Source organism: Escherichia sp. KS167_9B (genome assembly GCF_030295215.1).
GTDB classification, from domain to species: domain Bacteria; phylum Pseudomonadota; class Gammaproteobacteria; order Enterobacterales; family Enterobacteriaceae; genus Escherichia; species Escherichia coli_F.
Window position 1 is genome coordinate 1,830,939 of the sequence record NZ_AP025754.1, and the last position, 21,377, is coordinate 1,852,315.

The 21,377-nt window shown below is 49.2% G+C and carries 20 protein-coding genes and 3 pseudogenes; 17 read left to right on the plus strand and 6 right to left on the minus strand.

The window, feature by feature from the left end:
- Positions 1-10: 10 nt before the first annotated feature.
- Together sutR and rlhA are read left to right on the plus strand one after the other, a co-directional pair.
- Positions 11-547 (plus strand): DNA-binding transcriptional regulator SutR, encoded by a 537-nt coding sequence (gene sutR / locus QUE34_RS09240; RefSeq protein WP_000429506.1) that lies wholly within the window; start codon positions 11-13, stop codon positions 545-547.
- A gap of 72 nt (positions 548-619) precedes the next feature.
- Positions 620-2,581, plus strand: coding sequence for a 23S rRNA 5-hydroxycytidine C2501 synthase (gene rlhA, locus QUE34_RS09245; protein ID WP_032302993.1), 1,962 nt, complete (start codon positions 620-622; stop codon positions 2,579-2,581).
- A 95-nt stretch (positions 2,582-2,676) separates the two neighbouring features.
- Here rlhA and QUE34_RS09250 read toward each other — a convergent pair whose 3' ends face one another.
- A complete protein-coding gene (locus tag QUE34_RS09250; protein ID WP_000491567.1) occupies positions 2,677-2,907 on the minus strand; it encodes a DUF2554 family protein in 231 nt (76 codons plus the stop codon).
- Positions 2,908-3,085: 178 nt separating this feature from the next.
- Between QUE34_RS09250 and hicB the strand changes: the two are divergent.
- From hicB to patD, 7 genes and pseudogenes are all read left to right on the plus strand, one after another.
- Positions 3,086-3,322 (plus strand): annotated as a pseudogene (gene hicB / locus QUE34_RS09255) (type II toxin-antitoxin system antitoxin HicB); the annotation flags it as partial.
- 78 nt (positions 3,323-3,400) lie between these two features.
- Positions 3,401-4,807, plus strand: coding sequence for an aminotransferase-like domain-containing protein (locus QUE34_RS09260; protein ID WP_103253629.1), 1,407 nt, complete (start codon positions 3,401-3,403; stop codon positions 4,805-4,807).
- Positions 4,808-5,051: 244 nt separating this feature from the next.
- A pseudogene (ydcS, locus tag QUE34_RS09265) lies at positions 5,052-6,196 on the plus strand (putative ABC transporter substrate-binding protein YdcS).
- A gap of 17 nt (positions 6,197-6,213) precedes the next feature.
- Entirely contained in the window at positions 6,214-7,227 is a 1,014-nt protein-coding gene (locus QUE34_RS09270; RefSeq protein ID WP_103253628.1) for an ABC transporter ATP-binding protein, read from the plus strand.
- Positions 7,228-8,169 (plus strand): ABC transporter permease, encoded by a 942-nt coding sequence (locus QUE34_RS09275; RefSeq protein ID WP_001251336.1) that lies wholly within the window; start codon positions 7,228-7,230, stop codon positions 8,167-8,169.
- Positions 8,159-8,953 carry an ABC transporter permease gene (locus tag QUE34_RS09280; protein ID WP_000555466.1) on the plus strand — a complete coding sequence of 265 codons (795 nt, stop codon included), beginning with the start codon at positions 8,159-8,161 and terminating at the stop codon, positions 8,951-8,953. The genes QUE34_RS09275 and QUE34_RS09280 overlap by 11 nt, the downstream gene beginning before the upstream one ends.
- Before the next feature lie 21 nt (positions 8,954-8,974).
- Positions 8,975-10,399, plus strand: a complete 1,425-nt coding sequence (gene patD / locus QUE34_RS09285; RefSeq protein ID WP_032302997.1) for an aminobutyraldehyde dehydrogenase — start codon at positions 8,975-8,977, stop codon at positions 10,397-10,399.
- A gap of 96 nt (positions 10,400-10,495) precedes the next feature.
- Here the strand turns inward: patD and yncL are convergent, their stop codons facing one another.
- On the minus strand, positions 10,496-10,591 hold the full coding sequence (gene yncL, locus QUE34_RS09290; RefSeq protein WP_001303494.1) for a stress response membrane protein YncL: 96 nt from the start codon (positions 10,589-10,591) through the stop codon (positions 10,496-10,498).
- A gap of 194 nt (positions 10,592-10,785) precedes the next feature.
- On the opposite strand from yncL, the gene ortT reads away from it, so the two are divergent.
- On the plus strand, positions 10,786-10,959 hold the full coding sequence (gene ortT, locus QUE34_RS09295; RefSeq protein WP_000061178.1) for an orphan toxin OrtT: 174 nt from the start codon (positions 10,786-10,788) through the stop codon (positions 10,957-10,959).
- An 85-nt stretch (positions 10,960-11,044) separates the two neighbouring features.
- Complete coding sequence (ydcY, locus tag QUE34_RS09300; protein ID WP_032302999.1) at positions 11,045-11,278, plus strand: DUF2526 family protein YdcY; 234 nt, start codon at positions 11,045-11,047, stop codon at positions 11,276-11,278.
- Here the strand turns inward: ydcY and QUE34_RS09305 are convergent, their stop codons facing one another.
- Positions 11,279-11,728: a DMT family transporter gene (locus QUE34_RS09305; protein ID WP_032303000.1), complete on the minus strand. Its 450-nt coding sequence runs from the start codon at positions 11,726-11,728 to the stop codon at positions 11,279-11,281.
- Complete coding sequence (locus QUE34_RS09310; RefSeq protein WP_000027557.1) at positions 11,728-12,243, minus strand: GNAT family N-acetyltransferase; 516 nt, start codon at positions 12,241-12,243, stop codon at positions 11,728-11,730. The genes QUE34_RS09305 and QUE34_RS09310 overlap by 1 nt, the downstream gene beginning before the upstream one ends.
- A 180-nt stretch (positions 12,244-12,423) precedes the next feature.
- Between QUE34_RS09310 and curA the strand changes: the two genes are divergently transcribed.
- Complete coding sequence (curA, locus tag QUE34_RS09315; protein ID WP_024212169.1) at positions 12,424-13,461, plus strand: NADPH-dependent curcumin/dihydrocurcumin reductase; 1,038 nt, start codon at positions 12,424-12,426, stop codon at positions 13,459-13,461.
- Between the two features lie 198 nt (positions 13,462-13,659).
- Positions 13,660-14,325: a colanic acid/biofilm transcriptional regulator McbR gene (gene mcbR, locus QUE34_RS09320; protein ID WP_103253627.1), complete on the plus strand. Its 666-nt coding sequence runs from the start codon at positions 13,660-13,662 to the stop codon at positions 14,323-14,325.
- Between the two features lie 35 nt (positions 14,326-14,360).
- On the opposite strand, the gene pqqU is transcribed toward mcbR, so the two are convergent.
- Positions 14,361-16,463, minus strand: a complete 2,103-nt coding sequence (gene pqqU, locus QUE34_RS09325; protein ID WP_103253626.1) for a TonB-dependent receptor PqqU — start codon at positions 16,461-16,463, stop codon at positions 14,361-14,363.
- A gap of 241 nt (positions 16,464-16,704) precedes the next feature.
- Here pqqU and yncE point away from each other — a divergent pair, with 241 nt between their 5' ends.
- On the plus strand, positions 16,705-17,766 hold the full coding sequence (yncE, locus tag QUE34_RS09330; protein ID WP_105268474.1) for a 7-bladed beta-propeller protein YncE: 1,062 nt from the start codon (positions 16,705-16,707) through the stop codon (positions 17,764-17,766).
- A gap of 112 nt (positions 17,767-17,878) precedes the next feature.
- Here yncE and ansP read toward each other — a convergent pair whose 3' ends face one another.
- Positions 17,879-19,378, minus strand: a complete 1,500-nt coding sequence (gene ansP / locus QUE34_RS09335) for an L-asparagine permease (RefSeq protein WP_001353204.1) — start codon at positions 19,376-19,378, stop codon at positions 17,879-17,881.
- Between the two features lie 212 nt (positions 19,379-19,590).
- Here ansP and QUE34_RS09340 point away from each other — a divergent pair, with 212 nt between their 5' ends.
- The 3 genes and pseudogenes from QUE34_RS09340 to QUE34_RS28420 all read left to right on the plus strand — a co-directional run bounded on the left by QUE34_RS09340 (position 19,591) and on the right by QUE34_RS28420 (position 21,198).
- Positions 19,591-19,710: a glutathione S-transferase gene (locus QUE34_RS09340; RefSeq protein WP_072000954.1), complete on the plus strand. Its 120-nt coding sequence runs from the start codon at positions 19,591-19,593 to the stop codon at positions 19,708-19,710.
- A 605-nt stretch (positions 19,711-20,315) separates the two neighbouring features.
- A complete protein-coding gene (locus QUE34_RS09345) occupies positions 20,316-20,846 on the plus strand; it encodes a hypothetical protein (RefSeq protein ID WP_032303072.1) in 531 nt (176 codons plus the stop codon).
- Positions 20,843-21,198, plus strand: a pseudogene (locus QUE34_RS28420) (lipoprotein). Before QUE34_RS09345 ends, QUE34_RS28420 begins: the two are co-directional and overlap by 4 nt.
- Positions 21,199-21,377 lie beyond the last annotated feature (179 nt).

The window sequence follows — 21,377 nt, forward strand, 5'->3', positions numbered from 1 at the left end:
GAGGAGTCACATGGAAAATCTCACTCGCTTTTTATCCACCACACTTAAACAACTACGTCAGCAGCGCGGCTGGAGTCTTTCGCGACTGGCAGAAGCGACGGGGGTTTCTAAAGCGATGTTAGGGCAGATTGAGCGTAATGAGTCCAGCCCGACGGTCGCGACATTATGGAAAATTGCCACCGGGTTGAATGTGCCATTTTCGACATTTATTTCTCCGCCGCAGTCCGCTACGCCTTCAGTTTATGATCCGCAACAGCAGGCGATGGTGATCACTTCGCTGTTTCCTTATGATCCACAACTCTGCTTTGAACACTTCTCGATTCAGATGGCACCAGGTGCAATAAGTGAATCGACGCCCCATGAGAAGGGAGTAATCGAACATGTTGTCGTCATTGATGGGCAACTTGATCTGTGCGTTGATGGTGAATGGCAGAGCCTTAATTGTGGAGAAGGCGCTCGATTTGCTGCAGACGTTACGCATGTCTATCGTAATGGTGGGGAGCAAATCGTACATTTTCATTCCCTCATCCATTACCCACGCAGTTAAGCGGGAAAACTATTTCGCAACGTCGCGCTTGTGGCTAAAATAGCCGCCATTTTTCAGCTACTGGATAAGAATGTGACCGTATCTTCTCATCGACTTGAACTGTTAAGCCCGGCACGCGATGCCGCCATTGCCCGCGAAGCTATTTTGCACGGTGCCGATGCTGTTTATATCGGCGGCCCTGGTTTTGGTGCCCGTCATAATGCCAGTAATAGCCTGAAAGATATTGCCGAACTAGTGCCGTTTGCCCATCGTTATGGTGCAAAAATTTTCGTCACGCTTAACACCATTTTGCATGATGATGAGCTGGAACCTGCGCAACGGCTGATTACCGACCTCTACCAGACCGGCGTCGATGCGCTGATTGTTCAGGATATGGGGATTCTGGAACTTGATATTCCGCCGATTGAACTGCACGCCAGTACGCAGTGCGATATTCGCACAGTAGAAAAAGCGAAGTTCCTCTCTGATGTTGGCTTTACGCAGATTGTGCTGGCGCGAGAGCTGAATCTTGAGCAGATCCGCGCGATTCACCAGGCCACGGACGCGACCATTGAATTCTTTATTCATGGTGCATTGTGCGTGGCCTATTCTGGTCAGTGCTACATTTCTCATGCGCAAACAGGGCGTAGCGCCAACCGTGGCGATTGCTCGCAGGCATGCCGTTTGCCATACACATTGAAAGACGATCAGGGGCGGGTGGTTTCCTATGAAAAACATCTGCTGTCGATGAAAGATAACGATCAGACTGCTAACCTTGGCGCGCTGATTGATGCTGGCGTGCGCTCCTTCAAGATTGAAGGGCGTTACAAAGATATGAGCTACGTGAAGAATATCACCGCGCATTATCGCCAAATGCTGGACGCCATTATTGATGAACGTGGCGATCTGGCGCGCGCTTCATCAGGTCGTACTGAACATTTCTTTGTTCCATCGACGGAAAAGACTTTCCACCGTGGTAGCACAGATTATTTTGTGAATGCCCGTAAAGGGGATATTGGCGCGTTCGATTCGCCCAAGTTTATCGGCCTGCCGGTCGGTGAAGTATTAAAAGTGGCGAAGGATCATCTCGATGTTGCAGTCACCGAGCCGTTAGCAAATGGCGATGGTCTGAATGTGATGATTAAACGTGAAGTGGTTGGCTTTCGCGCCAATACAGTCGAAAAAACCGGGCAAAATCAGTACCGCGTCTGGCCAAATGAGATGCCTGCGGATTTGCATAAAATTCGTCCGCATCATCCGCTTAATCGTAATCTGGACCATAACTGGCAGCAGGCGTTGACCAAAACATCCAGCGAACGTCGCGTAGCGGTAGACATTGAACTGGGCGGCTGGCAGGAACAACTGATTCTGACCCTGACCAGTGAAGAGGGCGTCAGCGTCACGCATACGCTGGATGGACAATTCGACGAAGCTAATAACGCCGAAAAAGCGCTTAATAACCTGAAAGATGGTCTGGCTAAGCTGGGGCAAACCATCTATTACGCCCGCGATGTGCAAATTAACCTGCCTGGTGCGCTGTTTGTACCAAACAGTCTGTTAAACCAGTTCCGCCGTGAAGCAGCCGATATGCTTGATGCTGCGCGTCTTGCCAGTTACCAGCGCGGCAGCCGTAAACCGGTTGCTGACCCTGCGCCGGTTTATCCGCAAACACATCTGAGTTTCCTCGCGAACGTATACAACCAGAAAGCGCGTGAATTTTATCATCGCTATGGTGTGCAACTGATTGATGCGGCGTATGAAGCGCATGAAGAGAAGGGGGAAGTGCCGGTAATGATCACCAAGCATTGTCTGCGCTTTGCCTTCAATCTGTGTCCGAAACAGGCAAAAGGTAACATCAAAAGCTGGAAGGCGACGCCAATGCAACTGGTTAATGGCGATGAAGTATTAACGCTAAAGTTCGATTGTCGCCCATGTGAGATGCACGTCATAGGCAAAATCAAAAATCACATACTGAAAATGCCGTTACCGGGAAGCGTAGTGGCATCCGTTAGTCCGGATGATCTGCTGAAAACATTGCCGAAGCGAAAAGGGTAAAACGCCAGTTTTCTGGTTACTCACAACTTATTGAATCTGCATGATCTTGTCGGCCGGGTAAGGCGTCACGCCGCATCCGGCAATAAATAAATGACTCAACGTTGTCCCGCTTCTGGTTTGCGCGATTTTTGCCAGTAAAAATGCTCGCGCAAACCTTCCGCCGACTCTTCCGCCACGGCACGCAATTCATCGCTGTCCGCTTCATGACGCAGCTGATGATCCACATTCTTCACCCACATAAATTCATGTCCTTTGTGCCCTGCCATGAGTTGTCCTGAGAACAGTGCACACGTTAATAAGACAACCGATAAAGCCTTCGAAAACATCCCGCCACCTTTTTCTGACCTTTTGCCGCTATGATGCCGATCGTTTCTTGAGGTTATTATTCAGTTTTGCAAATTAGCGCAAAGAAATTCTGGAATCTTCCTTCCTGATTTTGCATTGCATTCTGCCGTTGCGGCGATTTAGTGCTATTTTCGAGCACATTACACACGGAGGTAAACTTCGCCATTAAATAGTCACGATCACTTTATTGAAGTGCCTTTGAGCGTCGCCTCTAATGTATTGCTGTTAAATGCTTTTTTACAGTCAGAAATCACTCAGCAAGAGTTAGCCAGGCGAATTGGCAAACCTAAACAGGAAATTACTCGCTTATTTAACTTGCACCATGCGACAAAAATCGACGCCGTCCAGCTTGCGGCTAAGGCGCTTGGCAAAGAGTTATCGCTGGTGATGGTTTGATAACAGTTAATGAAAAGTTGTCATTTTTAACAACTGATATAGACTGCCGAATCACCTGCACATAATAACGATTCGATAATGAAAAAATACCAGCAGCTTGCAGAACAATTACGCGAGCAGATTGCGTCGGGGATCTGGCAACCCGGAGATCGTTTGCCTTCGTTGCGTGACCAGGTGGCGCTTTCTGGCATGAGCTTTATGACTGTCAGCCATGCCTATCAGTTGCTCGAAAGTCAGGGATATATTATCGCGCGACCGCAGTCGGGTTATTACGTTGCGCCACAGGCAATAAAAATGCCGAAAGCGCCAGTCATTCCAGTCACTCGAGATGAAGCAGTCGATATCAACACCTATATTTTTGATATGTTGCAGGCCAGTCGCGATCCGTCGGTAGTTCCGTTTGCCTCGGCCTTTCCCGACCCGCGACTTTTCCCCCTCCAACAACTAAACCGCTCGCTGGCGCAGGTAAGCAAAACCGCCACGGCGATGAGCGTGATTGAAAACTTACCGCCAGGAAACGCAGAACTGCGTCAGGCTATTGCTCGTCGCTATGCCTTACAGGGCATCACCATTTCCCCTGATGAAATTGTCATTACTGCCGGGGCGTTAGAAGCATTAAACCTCAGTTTGCAAGCGGTAACCGAACCGGGCGATTGGGTGATAGTAGAGAATCCCTGTTTTTACGGCGCGTTGCAGGCGCTGGAGCGATTACGGCTGAAGGCGTTATCGGTGGCGACGGACGTTAACGAAGGGATCGATCTTCAGGCGCTGGAACTGGCGTTGCAGGAGTATCCGGTGAAAGCGTGCTGGCTGATGACTAATAGCCAGAATCCACTCGGATTTACCTTAACGCCGCAGAAAAAAGCGCAGCTGGTAGCGTTGCTCAATCAGTACAACGTAACGCTGATTGAAGATGACGTTTACAGCGAACTTTATTTTGGACGGGAAAAACCGCTGCCTGCGAAAGCGTGGGATCGCCATGATGGCGTTTTGCATTGCTCTTCGTTTTCGAAATGTCTGGTGCCTGGTTTTCGTATTGGTTGGGTCGCCGCCGGAAAACAGACACGTAAAATTCAACGCTTGCAGTTGATGAGTACGCTTTCCACCAGCTCACCGATGCAGCTTGCGCTGGTGGATTACCTTTCCACGCGCCGATACGACGCCCATCTTCGTCGTTTACGTCGTCAGCTTGCGGAACGTAAACAACGTGCCTGGCAGGCGCTGCTGCGTTATCTGCCTGCGGAAGTGAAAATTCATCATAATGACAGCGGTTATTTTCTCTGGCTGGAACTCCCCGCGCCGTTAGATGCGGGCGAATTAAGCCTGGCAGCACTGACGCATCATATCAGTATTGCGCCGGGTAAAATGTTTTCTACCGGTGAAAACTGGTCACGTTTTTTTCGTTTTAATACTGCATGGCAGTGGGGCGAGCGCGAAGAACAGGCGGTTAAACAATTAGGCAAACTTATTCAAGAACGGCTGTAATAGCGTTTAATTTAATTCCTCTTAGGTTGGGTAATATGAATTTCGAATAGCAGTCATATTTCCTAACCCCTTGTCTATACTCTAGAAGATAATCTCACAGACGGCATAATGCGCGGTAGCTCACAACCTGATTAAATTTTCTCAGGGGCGAAGGTGTGCCTGCAAGCCGCCGTCTATGGTTAAACAAGGAGATATTTTTACGGCACGGCGGCTGAACAATTAATTACGACAGGAGTAAGACCTTATGAGCAAGACATTTGCCCGCAGCAGCCTGTGTGCGCTCACCATGACAATAATGACCGCTCACGCCGCCGAACCACCTACCAATTTAGATAAACCGGAAGGGCGACTGGATATTATCGCCTGGCCGGGATACATCGAACGCGGACAAACTGATAAACAATACGACTGGGTAACGCAATTCGAAAAAGAGACAGGTTGCGCGGTGAATGTAAAAACCGCCGCGACGTCCGATGAAATGGTCAGTCTGATGACCAAAGGGGGTTACGATCTGGTTACAGCATCCGGCGATGCCTCGCTGCGCCTGATTATGGGTAAACGCGTGCAGCCGATTAGTACCGCATTGATTCCCAACTGGAAAGCGCTCGATCCGCGTGTGGTTAAAGGCGACTGGTTTAACGTTGGCGGCAAAGTTTACGGCACTCCTTACCAATGGGGCCGAACCTGCTGATGTACAACACGAAAACCTTCCCGACGCCGCCGGATAGCTGGCAAGTGGTTTTTGTTGCGCAGAATCTGCCGGACGGTAAGAGCAATAAAGGCCGCGTTCAGGCTTATGATGGCCCTATTTATATTGCGGATGCTGCGTTGTTCGTTAAAGCCACTCAGCCGCAGTTGGGCATCAGCGATCCGTATCAACTCACCGAAGAACAGTACCAGGCGGTGCTGAAAGTGCTGCGCGATCAACATAGTTTGATCCATCGCTACTGGCATGACACTACCGTGCAAATGAGCGATTTCAAAAACGAGGGTGTGGTTGCTTCCAGTGCATGGCCCTACCAGGCCAACGCCCTGAAAGCCGAAGGCCAGCCTGTCGCTACCGTTTTCCCGAAGGAGGGCGTTACCGGTTGGGCTGACACCACCATGCTACATAGCGAAGCGAAACATCCGGTTTGCGCCTACAAATGGATGAACTGGTCATTAACGCCAAAAGTGCAGGGCGATGTGGCGGCCTGGTTTGGCTCGTTACCGGTAGTGCCGGAAGGGTGTAAAGCCAGTCCGTTATTAGGCGAAAAAGGTTGTGAAACAAACGGTTTTAACTATTTCGATAAAATCGCCTTCTGGAAAACGCCTATAGCAGAAGGGGGCAAGTTTGTTCCCTACAGTCGCTGGACGCAGGATTATATTGCCATTATGGGCGGCCGCTAACTTCGCTGGGGTGTTTTATGACGTACGCAGTGGAGTTTGACAACGTATCGCGACTGTATGGTGATGTGCGCGCGGTAGATGGTGTCAGTATTGCGATAAAAGATGGTGAGTTTTTCTCAATGCTGGGGCCGTCTGGCTCCGGCAAAACCACCTGCCTGCGCCTGATTGCTGGATTCGAACAGCTTTCCGGCGGGACTATATCTATCTTTGGTAAACCCGCCAGCAATCTGCCACCGTGGGAGCGGGACGTGAATACCGTTTTCCAGGACTACGCGCTTTTTCCGCATATGTCGATTCTTGACAACGTGGCCTATGGGCTGATGGTCAAAGGGGTGGATAAAAAACAGCGACACGTAATGGCGCAAGAGGCGCTGGAGAAAGTGGCGTTGGGGTTTGTACAGCAACGTAAACCGTCACAACTTTCTGGTGGTCAGCGTCAGCGGGTTGCCATTGCCAGAGCGTTAGTGAATGAACCGCGCGTATTGCTGTTGGATGAACCGCTCGGCGCGCTGGATCTTAAGCTGCGTGAGCAGATGCAACTGGAGCTGAAAAAGCTGCAACAGTCTCTTGGCATCACCTTTATTTTCGTGACCCACGATCAGGGCGAGGCATTATCGATGTCCGATCGTGTTGCGGTATTCAACAACGGTCGTATTGAGCAGGTCGATTCCCCGCGCGATCTCTATATGCGTCCGCGCACGCCGTTTGTTGCGGGATTCGTCGGGACATCCAACGTTTTTGAGCCGCTAATGGCCGAGAATCTTTGCGGCATGATAGGCTGTTTTGCCCTGAGACCGGAACATATCCGCCTCAACACCCCCGGCGAAGTGCAAGTTAATGGCACGATCCAGGCGGTGCAGTATCAGGGCGCGGCGACCCGTTTTGAACTGAGACTGAATGGCGGTGAAAAACTGCTGGTGAGTCAGGCCAATATGACAGGCGAAGAACTGCCTGCCACGCTCACGCCCGGACAACAGGTGATGGTTTCCTGGTCGCGCGATGTGATGGTGCCGCTGGTTGAGGAGAGGTGAATGGCGATGAACGTATTGCAATCACCTTCACGTCCAAATCTGGGTAAGGTGTCAGGATTCTTCTGGCGGAAACCGGGACTGGGGCTGTTTTTGCTGCTGCTTGGTCCGCTGATGTGGTTTGGTATCATCTATTTCGGCTCGCTGCTGACGCTGTTATGGCAGGGCTTTTATACCTTTGACGATTTCACCATGTCGGTAACGCCAGAACTGACGCTGGCGAATATCCGCGCGCTGTTTAATCCGGCGAATTACGACATCATCCTCCGCACGCTAACCATGGCTGTGGCTGTCACTATCGCGAGCGCCATTCTGGCTTTTCCGATGGCGTGGTATATGGCGCGCTATACCAGCGGGAAAATGAAAGCGTTCTTTTATATTGCGGTGATGCTGCCAATGTGGGCAAGCTACATTGTTAAAGCTTATGCCTGGACATTATTGCTGGCAAAAGATGGCGTGGCGCAGTGGTTTTTACAACATCTGGGGCTGGAACCACTGCTGACAGCGTTCCTTACATTACCAGCGGTGGGCGGTAACACGTTGTCAACTTCCGGGCTGGGGCGCTTTCTCGTGTTTCTCTATATCTGGCTGCCGTTCATGATCCTGCCCGTGCAGGCGGCGCTTGAGCGTTTGCCGCCGTCATTGTTGCAGGCGTCGGCTGATCTTGGCGCGCGTCCACGGCAAACCTTTCGCTATGTGGTGCTGCCGCTGGCGATCCCGGGTATTGCCGCTGGCTCTATCTTTACCTTTTCACTCACACTGGGCGATTTTATCGTTCCGCAGCTGGTTGGCCCTCCAGGATATTTTATCGGCAATATGGTTTATTCCCAGCAGGGGGCGATTGGCAATATGCCGATGGCTGCGGCATTCACCCTGGTGCCGATTGTTCTCATCGCACTGTACCTGGCGTTCGTGAAACGTCTGGGAGCATTCGATGCACTCTGAACGCGCACCGTTTTTCCTTAAACTGGCGGCCTGGGGCGGCGTGGTTTTCCTTCATTTTCCCATCCTGATTATCGCCGCCTATGCTTTTAATACCGAAGATGCAGCGTTTAGTTTTCCACCGCAAGGCCTGACGCTGCGCTGGTTTAGCGTGGCAGCACAGCGTAGTGATATTCTTGATGCTGTGACACTGTCACTTAAAGTGGCGGCGCTGGCGACATTAATTGCGCTGGTATTAGGGACACTGGCCGCTGCTGCGCTGTGGCGTCGGGACTTTTTCGGTAAAAGCGCCATTTCATTGTTATTGCTGCTGCCTATTGCGCTGCCGGGCATTGTCACTGGTCTGGCGCTATTAACTGCTTTTAAAACCATCAATCTGGAGCCGGGATTTTTCACCATCGTGGTCGGTCATGCGACTTTTTGCGTAGTGGTGGTGTTTAACAATGTCATCGCCCGTTTTCGCCGCACCTCCTGGAGTCTGGTTGAGGCGTCAATGGATCTTGGGGCCAATGGCTGGCAAACCTTCCGCTACGTGGTGTTGCCGAATCTCAGTTCGGCGCTTCTGGCAGGAGGAATGCTGGCGTTTGCTTTGTCGTTCGATGAAATCATCGTGACGACTTTTACGGCAGGTCATGAACGAACGTTACCGTTGTGGTTGCTCAATCAGCTTGGGCGACCACGTGATGTACCGGTAACCAACGTGGTGGCACTGCTGGTTATGTTGGTAACAACCTTGCCGATCCTGGGGGCCTGGTGGCTAACCCGCGAAGGCGACAATGGTCAATAACCACTGATACAGGAATATGCTATGCAACATAAGTTACTGATTAACGGAGAACTGGTTAGCGGCGAAGGGGAAAAACAGCCTGTCTATAATCCGGCAACGGGGGACGTTTTACTGGAGATTGCCGAGGCATCCGCAGAGCAGGTGGATGCTGCTGTTCGCGCGGCAGATGCAGCATTTGCCGAATGGGGGCAAACCACGCCGAAAGCGCGTGCGGAATGCCTGCTGAAACTGGCCGATGTTATTGAAGAAAATGGTCAGGTTTTTGCCGAACTGGAGTCCCGTAATTGTGGCAAACCGCTGCATAGTGCGTTCAATGATGAAATTCCGGCGATTGTCGATGTCTTTCGCTTTTTCGCCGGCGCGGCGCGCTGCCTCAATGGTCTGGCGGCCGGCGAATACCTTGAAGGTCATACTTCAATGATCCGTCGGGATCCGTTGGGGGTCGTGGCTTCTATCGCACCGTGGAATTATCCGCTGATGATGGCCGCGTGGAAACTGGCTCCGGCGCTGGCGGCAGGGAACTGCGTAGTGCTTAAACCATCAGAAATTACCCCGCTGACAGCGTTGAAGCTGGCTGAACTGGCGAAAGATATCTTCCCGGCTGGCGTGATTAATGTGCTGTTTGGCAGAGGCAAAACAGTGGGCGATCCGCTGACCGGACATCCCAAAGTGCGGATGGTGTCGCTGACGGGCTCTATCGCCACCGGCGAGCACATCATCAGCCATACAGCGCCGTCTATTAAGCGTACTCATATGGAGTTGGGTGGCAAAGCGCCAGTGATTGTTTTTGATGATGCTGATATTGAAGCAGTGGTCGAAGGTGTTCGCACTTTTGGCTATTACAATGCCGGACAGGATTGTACCGCGGCATGTCGGATCTACGCGCAAAAAGGTATTTACGATACGCTGGTAGAAAAACTCGGTGCTGCAGTGGCAACGTTAAAATCTGGTGCGCCGGATGACGAGTCCACAGAGCTAGGACCGTTAAGTTCGCTGGCACATCTCGAACGTGTCAGCAAGGCGGTAGAAGAGGCGAAAGGGACAGGGCACATCAAAGTGATCACCGGTGGTGAAAAACGCAAGGGTAATGGCTATTACTATGCGCCTACGCTGCTGGCTGGCGCGTTACAGGACGATGCCATCGTGCAAAAAGAGGTATTTGGTCCGGTGGTGAGCGTGACGGCCTTTGACAATGAAGAACAGGTGGTGAACTGGGCGAATGACAGCCAGTACGGACTTGCATCTTCGGTATGGACGAAAGATGTGGGCAGGGCGCATCGTGTCAGCGCACGGCTGCAATATGGTTGTACCTGGGTCAATACCCATTTCATGCTGGTTAGTGAAATGCCGCACGGTGGACAGAAACTTTCTGGTTACGGCAAGGATATGTCACTTTATGGGTTGGAGGATTACACCGTCGTCCGCCACGTCATGGTTAAACATTAAGGATAATATTGCAGATCGTAAGAGTATGAGAAGATCTTGCGTACTGTCAGAGCACTGATTTCTCTGACAGTACGTGCTGCGTGCAAAATCACTACATCAAATAAACCAGCCAAATCTCATAGAGATAAGAGTAAACAAACCAACAGCAGCAAAGACATTTATCAGTACTACAGTTCTACTGGAAACATTCATTTTTGCCACCTTTTATCATTGCCCCTATGTGTATAGTACGGGTTAAGAAAATCCGCAATAATACTCATTCTGAAGATGGATAAGGGCAAGTTGCTGTTTGATGATTTTTTCTCAAACTGGTGAAAAAACTTGATGCACGTCAAAAAATGACGCATATTTGCGCGCGTTTTATTCATCTGGCTGGACGCCCGTACATGTCTCTCTATCAACACATGCTTGTTTTTTATGCGGTTATGGCAGCAATCGCATTTCTTATCACCTGGTTTCTTTCTCACGATAAGAAACGCATCCGTTTCTTAAGCGCCTTTCTGGTGGGGGCAACATGGCCGATGAGTTTCCCGGTGGCGCTGTTGTTTTCGCTGTTTTAAATCTTACGCACTGGCTTGACGGCACCACGCAGACTTATATCATTTGGATGAATCGATAAATTTCACAAGTGGCTAAGGAGAAAGTATGTCGCATCTGGATGAAGTCATCACGCGCGTGGATGCCGCGATTGAAGAGAGCGTCATTGCCCATATGAACGAATTATTAATCGCCCTGAGCGATGACGCGGAGTTAAGTCGGGAAGATCGCTACACCCAGCAGCAGCGTCTGCGCACAGCGATCGCCCATCACGGTCGCAAGCATAAAGAAGATATGGAAGCGCGCCACGAACAGTTAACCAAAGGCGGCACCATCCTCTGATTAAAATGTGCGCCTGGCCACCAGCCAGGCACCAACCACAAGTAAAATTGCGCCACAAATTGGGCCGATCAACGCCCGTAGTGGTACGCCATGACTGAGGAAGATATCCAGCACCAGACCGCCAATTAGCTGGCTGGCGACCAGTACTGCAATAGTTGTCGCCGCTCCCAAATTCTGATATCCGCTGATACTGGCGAAGACAAAAAAAGATCCCAGCAAGCCGGGTATAAGTGTCCACCAGCGTACGCTGGACACCAGTTCGCCAAACCCCGCCATGCCTTGTTTAAACCATAAAATAGCAACAAAGAGCACAATCCCTACCAGTGAGTTCAGCAACATGGCGATGAGAATGGTAGAGGAGGTCTGGGTGATGCGCACCATTAGCGTGTTCTGGACGACCAGACCAATCCCTGCGGCAATCAAAAAGGCAAGGGTAAGCGACTGATTCATCAGATTGCGTCCGGTTCACTGCGTTCGTCGAGTTGCAACTGCATAAATGTCAGATCCAGCCAGCGCCCAAATTTAGTGCCCACCTGCGGCATTTGTGCGGTGATGACAAATCCCAGCGACTGGTGGAGATGCAGCGAAGCCTGATTTTGCGATTCGATCCCGGCGACCATAACATGCTTCCCGCAATCCCGCGCTTCATCAATCAATCGGCTTAACAATTTACGCCCAAGACCTTTGCCCTGATGATCAGGATGGACATAAACCGAATGCTCCACGGTATGGCGAAAACCATCGAAACTACGCCAGTCGCCAAACGAGGCATATCCCGTCACTACGCCATCTTCTTCACTCACCAGCACCGGATAACCTGCTATGGTCCGCGCTTCAAACCAGGCAATGCGGTTATCTGCATCCACCGTTTGGTCATTCCAGATAGCCGCCGTATACAACACGGCGTGGTTATAAATTTCCGCAATGGCAGCACAGTCGGCTTTGCGGGCAAAACGGATGGACATGTCTGGCCTCGATAAAATAATGATAATGACGTTATCAATACTATCGAAAACAGCCCGAAGCAACGGATTCCTCGATGAAATTATTGCGTGTTGCAGAGGGGATGTGACGACTGCAAACAAAACCAATCCTGCGAGCCTGCTACTATTGATGGATTCATGCCAAAAGCACAGGAGAGCATTATGGGGCAACAAAAGCAGCGTAACCGCCGTTGGGTTCTGGCCTCGCGTCCGCATGGCGCGCCGGTTCCGGAGAATTTTCGTCTTGAAGAAGATGATGTCGCCACACCGGGTGAAGGACAGGTATTACTGCGCACAGTTTATTTGTCACTGGACCCGTATATGCGTGGACGTATGAGCGATGAGCCATCTTATTCACCGCCGGTTGACATTGACGGCGTGATGGTCGGCGGTACGGTGAGCCGTGTTGTGGAGTCAAATCATCCTGATTACCAGCCTGGTGACTGGGTGCTGGGCTACAGTGGATGGCAGGACTATGACATATCCAGTGGTGATGATTTGGTGAAACTTGGCGATCATCCGCAAAATCCATCGTGGTCGCTGGGTGTGCTGGGGATGCCAGGCTTTACCGCTTATATGGGCCTGCTGGATATCGGTCAGCCCAAAGAAGGCGAAACGTTGGTGGTAGCTGCAGCGACAGGACCAGTGGGGGCGACGGTGGGGCAAATCGGCAAACTTAAAGGTTGCAGAGTGGTGGGGGTAGCTGGTGGCGCGGAAAAATGCCGCCATGCTACCGAGGTGTTGGGCTTCGATGTCTGCCTTGACCATCACGCGGATGATTTTGCCGAGCAACTGGCGAAAGCGTGCCCAAAAGGTATCGATATTTATTATGAAAACGTTGGCGGTAAGGTATTTGATGCGGTGCTACCGTTACTCAATACATCCGCGCGCATTCCCGTCTGCGGCTTAGTGAGCAGCTATAACGCTACAGAGCTACCACCCGGTCCGGATCGTTTACCCCTGTTGATGGCAACGGTGCTGAAAAAACGCATTCGCTTGCAAGGGTTTATTATTGGTCAGGATTATGGTCACCGTATCCATGAGTTTCAGCAGGAGATGGGACAATGGGTGAAAGAGGGGAAAATTCACTATCGTGAACAAATTACCAACGGTTTGGAGAACGCCCCACAGACGTTTATCGGCCTGCTGAAGGGTAAAAACTTTGGCAAAGTGGTGATCCGCGTGGCGGATGATGATTAAAGTTTCAACGGCGGCGTAAGGCCGCCATAAAAATCCAGGCAAAAAGCTTATTTTCAGCTTTAATTAACTGACCACATCATTGTTCTGCTGCTAATAACTACAAAGGTGAGTGGCTTATGATTATTCATTTTAACACACCAGGTGAACGCCTTCTGCCATGCAGGCAGGGTCGGAAAGAAAACACGCGAAGGAAGTAAAATGCCTGGAACGGAAAAAATGAAACATGTCAGTTTGACTATGCAGGTTGAGAACGACCTGAAACATCAACTAAGTATTGGTGCACTAAAACCTGGCGCACGCCTGATTACTAAAAATCTGGCGGAGCAATTAGGTATGAGTATTACACCCGTGCGTGAAGCATTATTACGTCTGGTTTCGGTGAATGCGCTCTCTGTCGCACCAGCGCAAGCATTTACAGTACCGGAAGTGGGGAAACGTCAATTAGACGAAATCAATCGGATCCGCTACGAACTGGAATTAATGGCAGTTGCTCTGGCTGTAGAAAACCTCTCCTCGCAAGATATAGCGGAACTTCAGAAATTGCTCGATAAATTACAGCAGGCGCAAGAAAAGGGCGACATGGAACAAATCATTAATGCGAACAGGTTATTTCGCTTAGCGATTTATCATCGTTCAAATATGCCCATCCTGTGTGAGATGATTGAGCAACTGTGGGTCAGGATGGGACCTGGTTTACATTATCTTTATGAAACGATTAATCCAGCGGAATTACAGGATCGTATAGAAAGCTATCATGAACTACTCGCCGCGTTGAAAGTAAAAGACAAAGAGCGATGCAGACATTGTCTTGCTGAAATTATGCAACAAAATGTTGCTATGTTATACCAGCAATATAATCGTTAAATTAAATGCCCGGCAAATACCGGGCATCAAGATAATCACTCAAATCGCCACGCAACATTCACGCCGATACCATAATTTCGCCCGGGCGCAGGTTCGTAATATCGCCCGTTCGACTCATTGACAATGACAGAACCAACGTATTCTTTATCGAATAAATTGTCGACACTGCCAAATAAATCCACAGTTAAATTGTGGTAATTGTATTTATACCCCGTGAATAAGCCGACGAGTGTATAAGAAGGCGCTTTGGCCGTATTTTCATCATCTGCCATAATATCGCCCATATAACGCGCTTCCGTACCTGCATACCAGCCATCTTCCGGTACATAACCTATCGACGCAAAGCCCATATTACGGGCGATCCCTGGCATCCGGTTACCGTTACAATCATGTTCATTGCACACATTGCTGCGATAGGTCGCATCAAGCCAGGTCCAGGACGCTTTTACGCGAAAATCTCCCGCGAAACGTTGATCCCATGCCAGTTCAGCGCCTTGACGACGGGTCTTTCCGGCATTTTTATAAGTCGTACGTCCACCGCTACTGCTATCGACAACAATTTCATCATCGGTGTCGGTCTGGAACAATGCGAGACTAAGCAGCCCATCACCAATACGCGTTTTACTGCCGATCTCAATTGTATCGTTGGTGGATGGTTTTAAACCAAAGTTCATACCGCTTTGACCGTCAGCACGATAAGACAGCTCATTAATCGTCGGCGTTTCAAAACCACGCCCGGCTGCCAGATAGATATTCCAGGCATCGGTCATTGCATATTTTAACGATCCGGCTGGTAGCCATTTGTGATAACTGGCATCACCACTGTCATCGCCGTTACCCGGAGTAATGTAATGATCGTTGGAATCAAACCATACGGAGCTGTAGCGCACGCCAGCATCCAGCGACAGTTTTTCGCTCAGCTGCCACTGCGTTTGTAAATAAGGATCGACGTTCCACATCAGATTGCGTTCGTCGCGGCGCAACTCACCTTTTTGCCCGTACTCCGGCACACCGCTGTTCAGGCGGAAGTTGTTGTAGCCTTTACGGTTTTCACTCATGTTTTCGTAGTTCAGGCCGGTAGTGAACGTGACCGGAACACCCAGTTCGCCACGGTGTGTCCAGCGGCTGTCTATCCCCTGGTAATGACGTTGTAGAGTAATCACACCGCCCGCATGCGATGGGTTAAGTTGGGGGGCCATTGGGATTGACTGGTACTGGGTCGTTTCTCGTTCTCCGGCATACATCATCACACTCATATCATCCTGCGAACTTAGGCTACGTTCATAGCGCAACCCAGCCTGAGTTTGCTTGATGGTTTTTCGCGTGTCGTACTGTTCAGCGCGTGGCGCTTGTTGCGGATTCGCCTTCCATTCTGCTTCGGTTAGCCCACCTGGGTCATCTGCTTTGATATCCACACTATTGAAAATCAGGCTTAATTTGCTGGCGTCATCAATGCGAACGCCCAGTTTGGCATTGGCTAAATTTTTCTGTGCGCCACTATGATCACGATAGCCGTGGGTCGTAAAACGCGTGGTTGAGACGGTGTAATCGACATCGCCGGGCTGTGTGCCGTCTCCCGTTGCGCCCGTTGCTTTCAGCCCATAGCGCCAGCTGCCAAAACTGCCGTAGTAACTACTGGCTTCAATGGTTGGTGGCTGTTGCCCGGTCTGGGTGGTGACATTCATTACACCGCCAGACGCGTTGCCATACAGGGCAGAAAAGGGGCCACGCAGCACTTCCACATTTTGTACACTGCTTAAATCGATGTTGGATGTTTGCCCTTGCCCGTCGGGCATTGTGGCGGGAATACCGTCCACATACAGGCGAATACCGCGAATACCGTAAGTGGAGCGGGAGCCAAATCCGCGAATCGACAGCTGTAAATCTTGCGCATAGTTCTGCCGGTTTTGTACCTGCAAACCAGGCACGCCGGTCAGTGATTCGGACAAGTTAATGCGCGGTGTTGCCAGACGCATCTCCTCGCCATCCACCACGCTTACTGCTGCTGGGGTATCCAGTTCTGAAACCACCTGCGGTGCGGCACTGACAATCATAGTCTGTTCATCAGCGGCAAAAACAACGGGGGAAAGGACAAGCAGTGCGGGCAAAACGGTCTGTCGGACGGAAAAAATCTTCATGAAAAAAGCCAGGTTAAGAATGGGAAAACGCCGTCATGGTAATGAAATTGTAAATTTATGGAAAATGAAACGGCACAATACGTTAAGTAATTGAGAAAATTGTAGTCGTAACGGCAAGAAATGCTCCACATTTGAGAAAATAATGATTACCATTCCCATTTATAACAAGAGCGTAACGATGATTACGCTTAGCGAAGCATTGTGAAGCAGCAAAAATATCGGTTCATCAAAGGGAGTCGTCATGCATTTACGTCATCTGTTTTCATCGCGCCTGCGTGGTTCATTACTGTTAGGTTCATTGCTTGTTGCTTCATCATTCAGTACGCAGGCCGCAGAAGAAATGCTGCGTAAAGCGGTAGGTAAAGGTGCCTACGAAATGGCTTATAGCCAGCAAGAAAACGCGCTGTGGCTCGCCACTTCGCAAAGCCGCAAACTGGATAAAGGTGGCGTGGTTTATCGTCTTGATCCGGTCACTCTGGAAGTGACGCAGGCGATCCATAACGATCTCAAGCCGTTTGGTGCCACCATCAATAACACGACTCAGACGTTGTGGTTTGGTAACACCGTAAACAGCGCGGTCACGGCGATAGATGCCAAAACGGGCGAAGTGAAAGGCCGTCTGGTGCTGGATGATCGTAAGCGCACGGAAGAGGTGCGCCCGCTGCAACCGCGTGAGCTGGTAGCTGATGATGCCACGAACACCGTTTACATCAGTGGTATTGGTAAAGAGAGCGTGATTTGGGTCGTTGATGGCGAGAATATCAAACTGAAAACCGCCATCCAGAACACCGGTAAAATGAGTACCGGTCTGGCGCTGGATAGCAAAGGCAAACGTCTTTACACCACTAACGCTGACGGCGAATTGATTACCATCGACACCGCCGACAATAAAATCCTCAGCCGTAAAAAGCTGCTGGATGATGGGAAAGAGCACTTCTTTATCAACATCAGCCTCGATACCGCCAATCAGCGTGCATTTATCACCGATTCTAAAGCGGCAGAAGTGCTAGTGGTCGATACCCGTAATGGCAATATTCTGGCGAAGGTTGCGGCACCGGAATCACTGGCTGTGCTGTTTAACCCAGCGCGTAATGAAGCCTACGTAACGCATCGTCAGGCAGGTAAAGTCAGTGTGATTGACGCGAAAAGCTATAAAGTGGTGAAAACGTTCGATACCCCGACTCATCCGAACAGCCTGGCGCTGTCTGCCGATGGCAAAACGCTGTATGTCAGTGTGAAACAAAAATCCACTAAACAGCAGGAAGCTACCCAGCCAGACGATGTGATTCGTATTGCGCTGTAATAGATATGGCGAGGGTGAAAACGGAGAGACTTGCCTGACTTTTATCACGCCGCATGCGGCCCCCTCGTTTCTAATCTGAATTTGCCCGGCACATAGCCGGGCAATTTTGCAATTAACTCGCCGTCTCTGGCTTAAACACAATTTCCTGTTTTTCTTCGTCTTCCTCGACGACTGGCGCAGTGCTGTGTATTTCTGCAACGCGTTTGCGTACACCAAACCAACCTACTACCAGCAGAAGGCCAATAATCGGCAGCGCAGCGATGGTATAAGTCCCGTTCGGGTAATCGAACGCCATCAGCACCAGGACGCTCAGTAAAAACAGTAATGTCAGCCACGACGTAAAGGGCGCACCTGGGAGTTTAAAACTGACATCCGCTGCTTTGCCTTCTTTAATCGCTTTACGTAGACGCATCTGGCAAACAATGATAAACGCCCATGAAGCGATGATTCCCAGCGACGCGAAGTTCAACACAATCTCAAATACGCGAGACGGCACCAGATAGTTAAGGAATACGCCAACAACATAAACGACCAGCGTCGCCAGGATCCCGGCATACGGCACATGCTGACGGCTCATTTTCGCCATAAAACTCGGTGCGGAACCGCCCATCGCCATTGAGCGCAGAATACGTCCGGTGCAGTACAGACCTGAGTTCAGGCTGGAGAGGGCAGCGGTCAGCACCACAATGTTCATAATGCTGCCGATATATGGCACACCCAGTTTAGAGAAAAACGTCACGAACGGACTTTGCCCCGCCTGATACGCGCTCCACGGCAATAACATAACCAGCAACACCACGGAGCCGACGTAAAACAGGCCAATACGCCAAATCACACTGTTAATCGCTTTAGGCACCATGGTCTGCGGATCTTTACATTCTCCGGCAGCTGTACCCACCATTTCAATGGAGGCAAAAGCAAACACTACGCCCTGAATCAATACCAGCGCAGGTAGCAAACCATGGGGGAAGAAGCCGCCATTATCGGTGATTAAATGAAAGCCAGTGGTGTTGCCATCCAGCGGCTGACCACTACCGAGGAACACTGTACCCACGACCAAAAAGGTCACAATGGCGAGCACTTTAATAAGCGCAAACCAGAACTCCATCTCCGCAAACCATTTCACACCAATCATATTCATGGTGCCAACGATGGTCAGCGCAGCGAGCGCAAAGACCCACTGCGGCACACCACCAAATGCGCCCCAGTAATGCATATACAGCGCGACGGCGGTAATATCGACAATCCCGGTCATCGCCCAGTTAATGAAGTACATCCAGCCTGCAACGTAAGCGGCTTTCTCTCCTAAAAACTCACGGGCATAAGAGACAAAACTGCCACTGGAAGGGCGGTGTAGCACCAGCTCACCCAATGCACGCAGAATAAAAAATGAAAACAGGCCGCAGATTAAATAGACCAATGCCAGTGCTGGCCCCGCCATTTGCAGTCGGGCTCCAGCGCCTAAAAACAAGCCGGTGCCAATCGCGCCGCCGATGGCGATCATCTGTACCTGGCGATTGCCCATCGCTTTGTGATACCCCTCTTCGTGGGCATTAAGCCAGCGGCGTTTCGCGGCGTGTTGATCTGAAGTGTCGGTGTCGTGTTTACTCATTGCTCTCCCTGATTGCTTTAATGAAAAAGTCATATAAGTTGCCATGAACAATGTTTATTCATCCTGGCGATGACAAGATTCACCATTATTCTTTATGGGTATAACTGTCGGCGCAGAATCCTACCTTTTATCGTGTAACGATGCAAAATAATCCCGCTATAAATATGCGGGGATAAAGGCGGCCGGCAACAAAATAGCAACCTGATGAAATTATGACGGAAACAACCACTATTGGTTTGATGATACCCGACGGCAGTCCTACTCTTGCGCCACTCGTTCGTCGCTCTGAACGCCAGTGGTTGCAGTGGACACTGGCGTGGTTGGATCATTGAATAGTGAGGGGCTAGCACATGGCAGGTTTCAGGGGTAATACGCCAAATGCCGATACAATTGCTGATTAAATGAGCCAGTTGCCGACGTTACAGAAAAGGCTAAAAAATGTAAAAGGCATGTAGGGTGATAAACGCGCTATTGCCTGACAGGAGTTTCTGGAATTAGTCCTGTTCCATGGTCATTACAACGCTTAAAACATGACTTCAATATAATTAATGTGTATATCATTCTCGATATTAATTTATGAAGTGAATTTGATATATTCCGAATTCTTAATTTACATTACTAATGTATGGGGCATAACGTTAAGATTGCTATGTGCAGATTAAAATATCAGGGTGGGGCGGTAGCGTTTACAGATATTAATCAATTGATGGGAGTTATGATAACTGCGTAATCATTTGCATCGGTTATTGATATTGAAGATAGATTAATAAAAATGCTGAGAATTAAGGTTAAAAAATCATAACGGGAAACGTTGATAACTTACTTTGATTTCATTTTCTATGAAGATGATGTCATCAATACTGTATAAAGTGGAAATGTTGAACATCAAAGAGCGTTTGTGTTTTATCTGAAAGATATTATTTCCAGGGGAAAGGATATATCATTAAGGAGAATGACATCTGGTGAATTAACATTGGCCAGATCGATTTTTGAGAATACAATTGATTATAGCAAGGTATGGATCCACAATGAAAAATATTTGCCTGGTCAAGGGGAAAGAACAGCGATGACCCCAAACGGGGAAATGTATTATCCTGATGCTGTTTATAGTTCAGATTTTTCATCGCAAGCAATGCCTGGTGATCGTGAAACAGTTGCAGGTGCTTCTCACTTGTTTATTCATGAAACGATGCATGTTTGGCAATATCAGAAAGGGTATGCAGTTAAGTTGCGTGGTTTATTTTCCTGGGCGGCAAATTATCATTACGATCTTAATTTACAGTCAATTTCTTCTTATTCTATGGAACAACAAGCATCTATAGTTGCTGATTATTGGCTATTGATTAACTATGGATTGGTCGCTGATTTGGCAAATGTTAACTATGTAGGTGATACAACAGAATCAGTGAATACTCTATCGGAAAAATACAAGAAGGTGCTTAATTTATTTCCTGCTGGTGTCATATGAAGAGATTCTTTTTGTTATTCTTTTTATCGGGATGCACTGTTGGTGATTATGTTCGCCCATTGTTACCCGGTAATGTATATTTACAAGACGGGCGGGTTTGTTCAAAACCAGACGATGGGAATATTATTTCAAATTATATTTTATATGAAGGTAAATATGGCAATGCAATAAAATTGAAAAGAGTGACAGGTCAGTTCGATCCCAATGTATTGACATAAGTGAGCTATCTTCAGATGTTATGTATATCGGGAAATATATGCTCTCTTCCGGAAGTACAAAAGAATATTATGGTTTTAGCATAATTAGAACCGGGGAACGTATTTTAAGATTTGATGATAATCATATCAAATAACAGATTAAATAATTTTATTGGTTTTATTAATGTACTTTAGGTGAATGTTTCCACCAGGTTAACATGATGGTGCATTCTTCAAGGCATATATGGTTGATAGTATCTTCAGTAGCACGCATAAGTATTGAGATGTTTTATGCCAGCTACGAATATATTGCATATTTTATTCTCTGTAAGAT

Excerpts from the sequence above, each read along its gene's own strand:
- sutR (WP_000429506.1), top strand. The coding sequence starts at position 11 with ATGGAAAATCTCACTCGCTTTTTATCCACCACACTTAAACAACTACGT.
- QUE34_RS09250 (WP_000491567.1), bottom strand. The coding sequence starts at position 2,907 with ATGTTTTCGAAGGCTTTATCGGTTGTCTTATTAACGTGTGCACTGTTC.
- QUE34_RS09260 (WP_103253629.1), top strand. The coding sequence starts at position 3,401 with ATGAAAAAATACCAGCAGCTTGCAGAACAATTACGCGAGCAGATTGCG.
- QUE34_RS09270 (WP_103253628.1), top strand. The coding sequence starts at position 6,214 with ATGACGTACGCAGTGGAGTTTGACAACGTATCGCGACTGTATGGTGAT.
- QUE34_RS09275 (WP_001251336.1), top strand. The coding sequence starts at position 7,228 with ATGGCGATGAACGTATTGCAATCACCTTCACGTCCAAATCTGGGTAAG.
- QUE34_RS09280 (WP_000555466.1), top strand. The coding sequence starts at position 8,159 with ATGCACTCTGAACGCGCACCGTTTTTCCTTAAACTGGCGGCCTGGGGC.
- patD (WP_032302997.1), top strand. The coding sequence starts at position 8,975 with ATGCAACATAAGTTACTGATTAACGGAGAACTGGTTAGCGGCGAAGGG.
- yncL (WP_001303494.1), bottom strand. The coding sequence starts at position 10,591 with ATGAATGTTTCCAGTAGAACTGTAGTACTGATAAATGTCTTTGCTGCT.
- ortT (WP_000061178.1), top strand. The coding sequence starts at position 10,786 with ATGTCTCTCTATCAACACATGCTTGTTTTTTATGCGGTTATGGCAGCA.
- ydcY (WP_032302999.1), top strand. The coding sequence starts at position 11,045 with ATGTCGCATCTGGATGAAGTCATCACGCGCGTGGATGCCGCGATTGAA.
- QUE34_RS09305 (WP_032303000.1), bottom strand. The coding sequence starts at position 11,728 with ATGAATCAGTCGCTTACCCTTGCCTTTTTGATTGCCGCAGGGATTGGT.
- QUE34_RS09310 (WP_000027557.1), bottom strand. The coding sequence starts at position 12,243 with ATGTCCATCCGTTTTGCCCGCAAAGCCGACTGTGCTGCCATTGCGGAA.
- curA (WP_024212169.1), top strand. The coding sequence starts at position 12,424 with ATGGGGCAACAAAAGCAGCGTAACCGCCGTTGGGTTCTGGCCTCGCGT.
- mcbR (WP_103253627.1), top strand. The coding sequence starts at position 13,660 with ATGCCTGGAACGGAAAAAATGAAACATGTCAGTTTGACTATGCAGGTT.
- pqqU (WP_103253626.1), bottom strand. The coding sequence starts at position 16,463 with ATGAAGATTTTTTCCGTCCGACAGACCGTTTTGCCCGCACTGCTTGTC.
- yncE (WP_105268474.1), top strand. The coding sequence starts at position 16,705 with ATGCATTTACGTCATCTGTTTTCATCGCGCCTGCGTGGTTCATTACTG.
- ansP (WP_001353204.1), bottom strand. The coding sequence starts at position 19,378 with ATGAGTAAACACGACACCGACACTTCAGATCAACACGCCGCGAAACGC.
- QUE34_RS09340 (WP_072000954.1), top strand. The coding sequence starts at position 19,591 with ATGACGGAAACAACCACTATTGGTTTGATGATACCCGACGGCAGTCCT.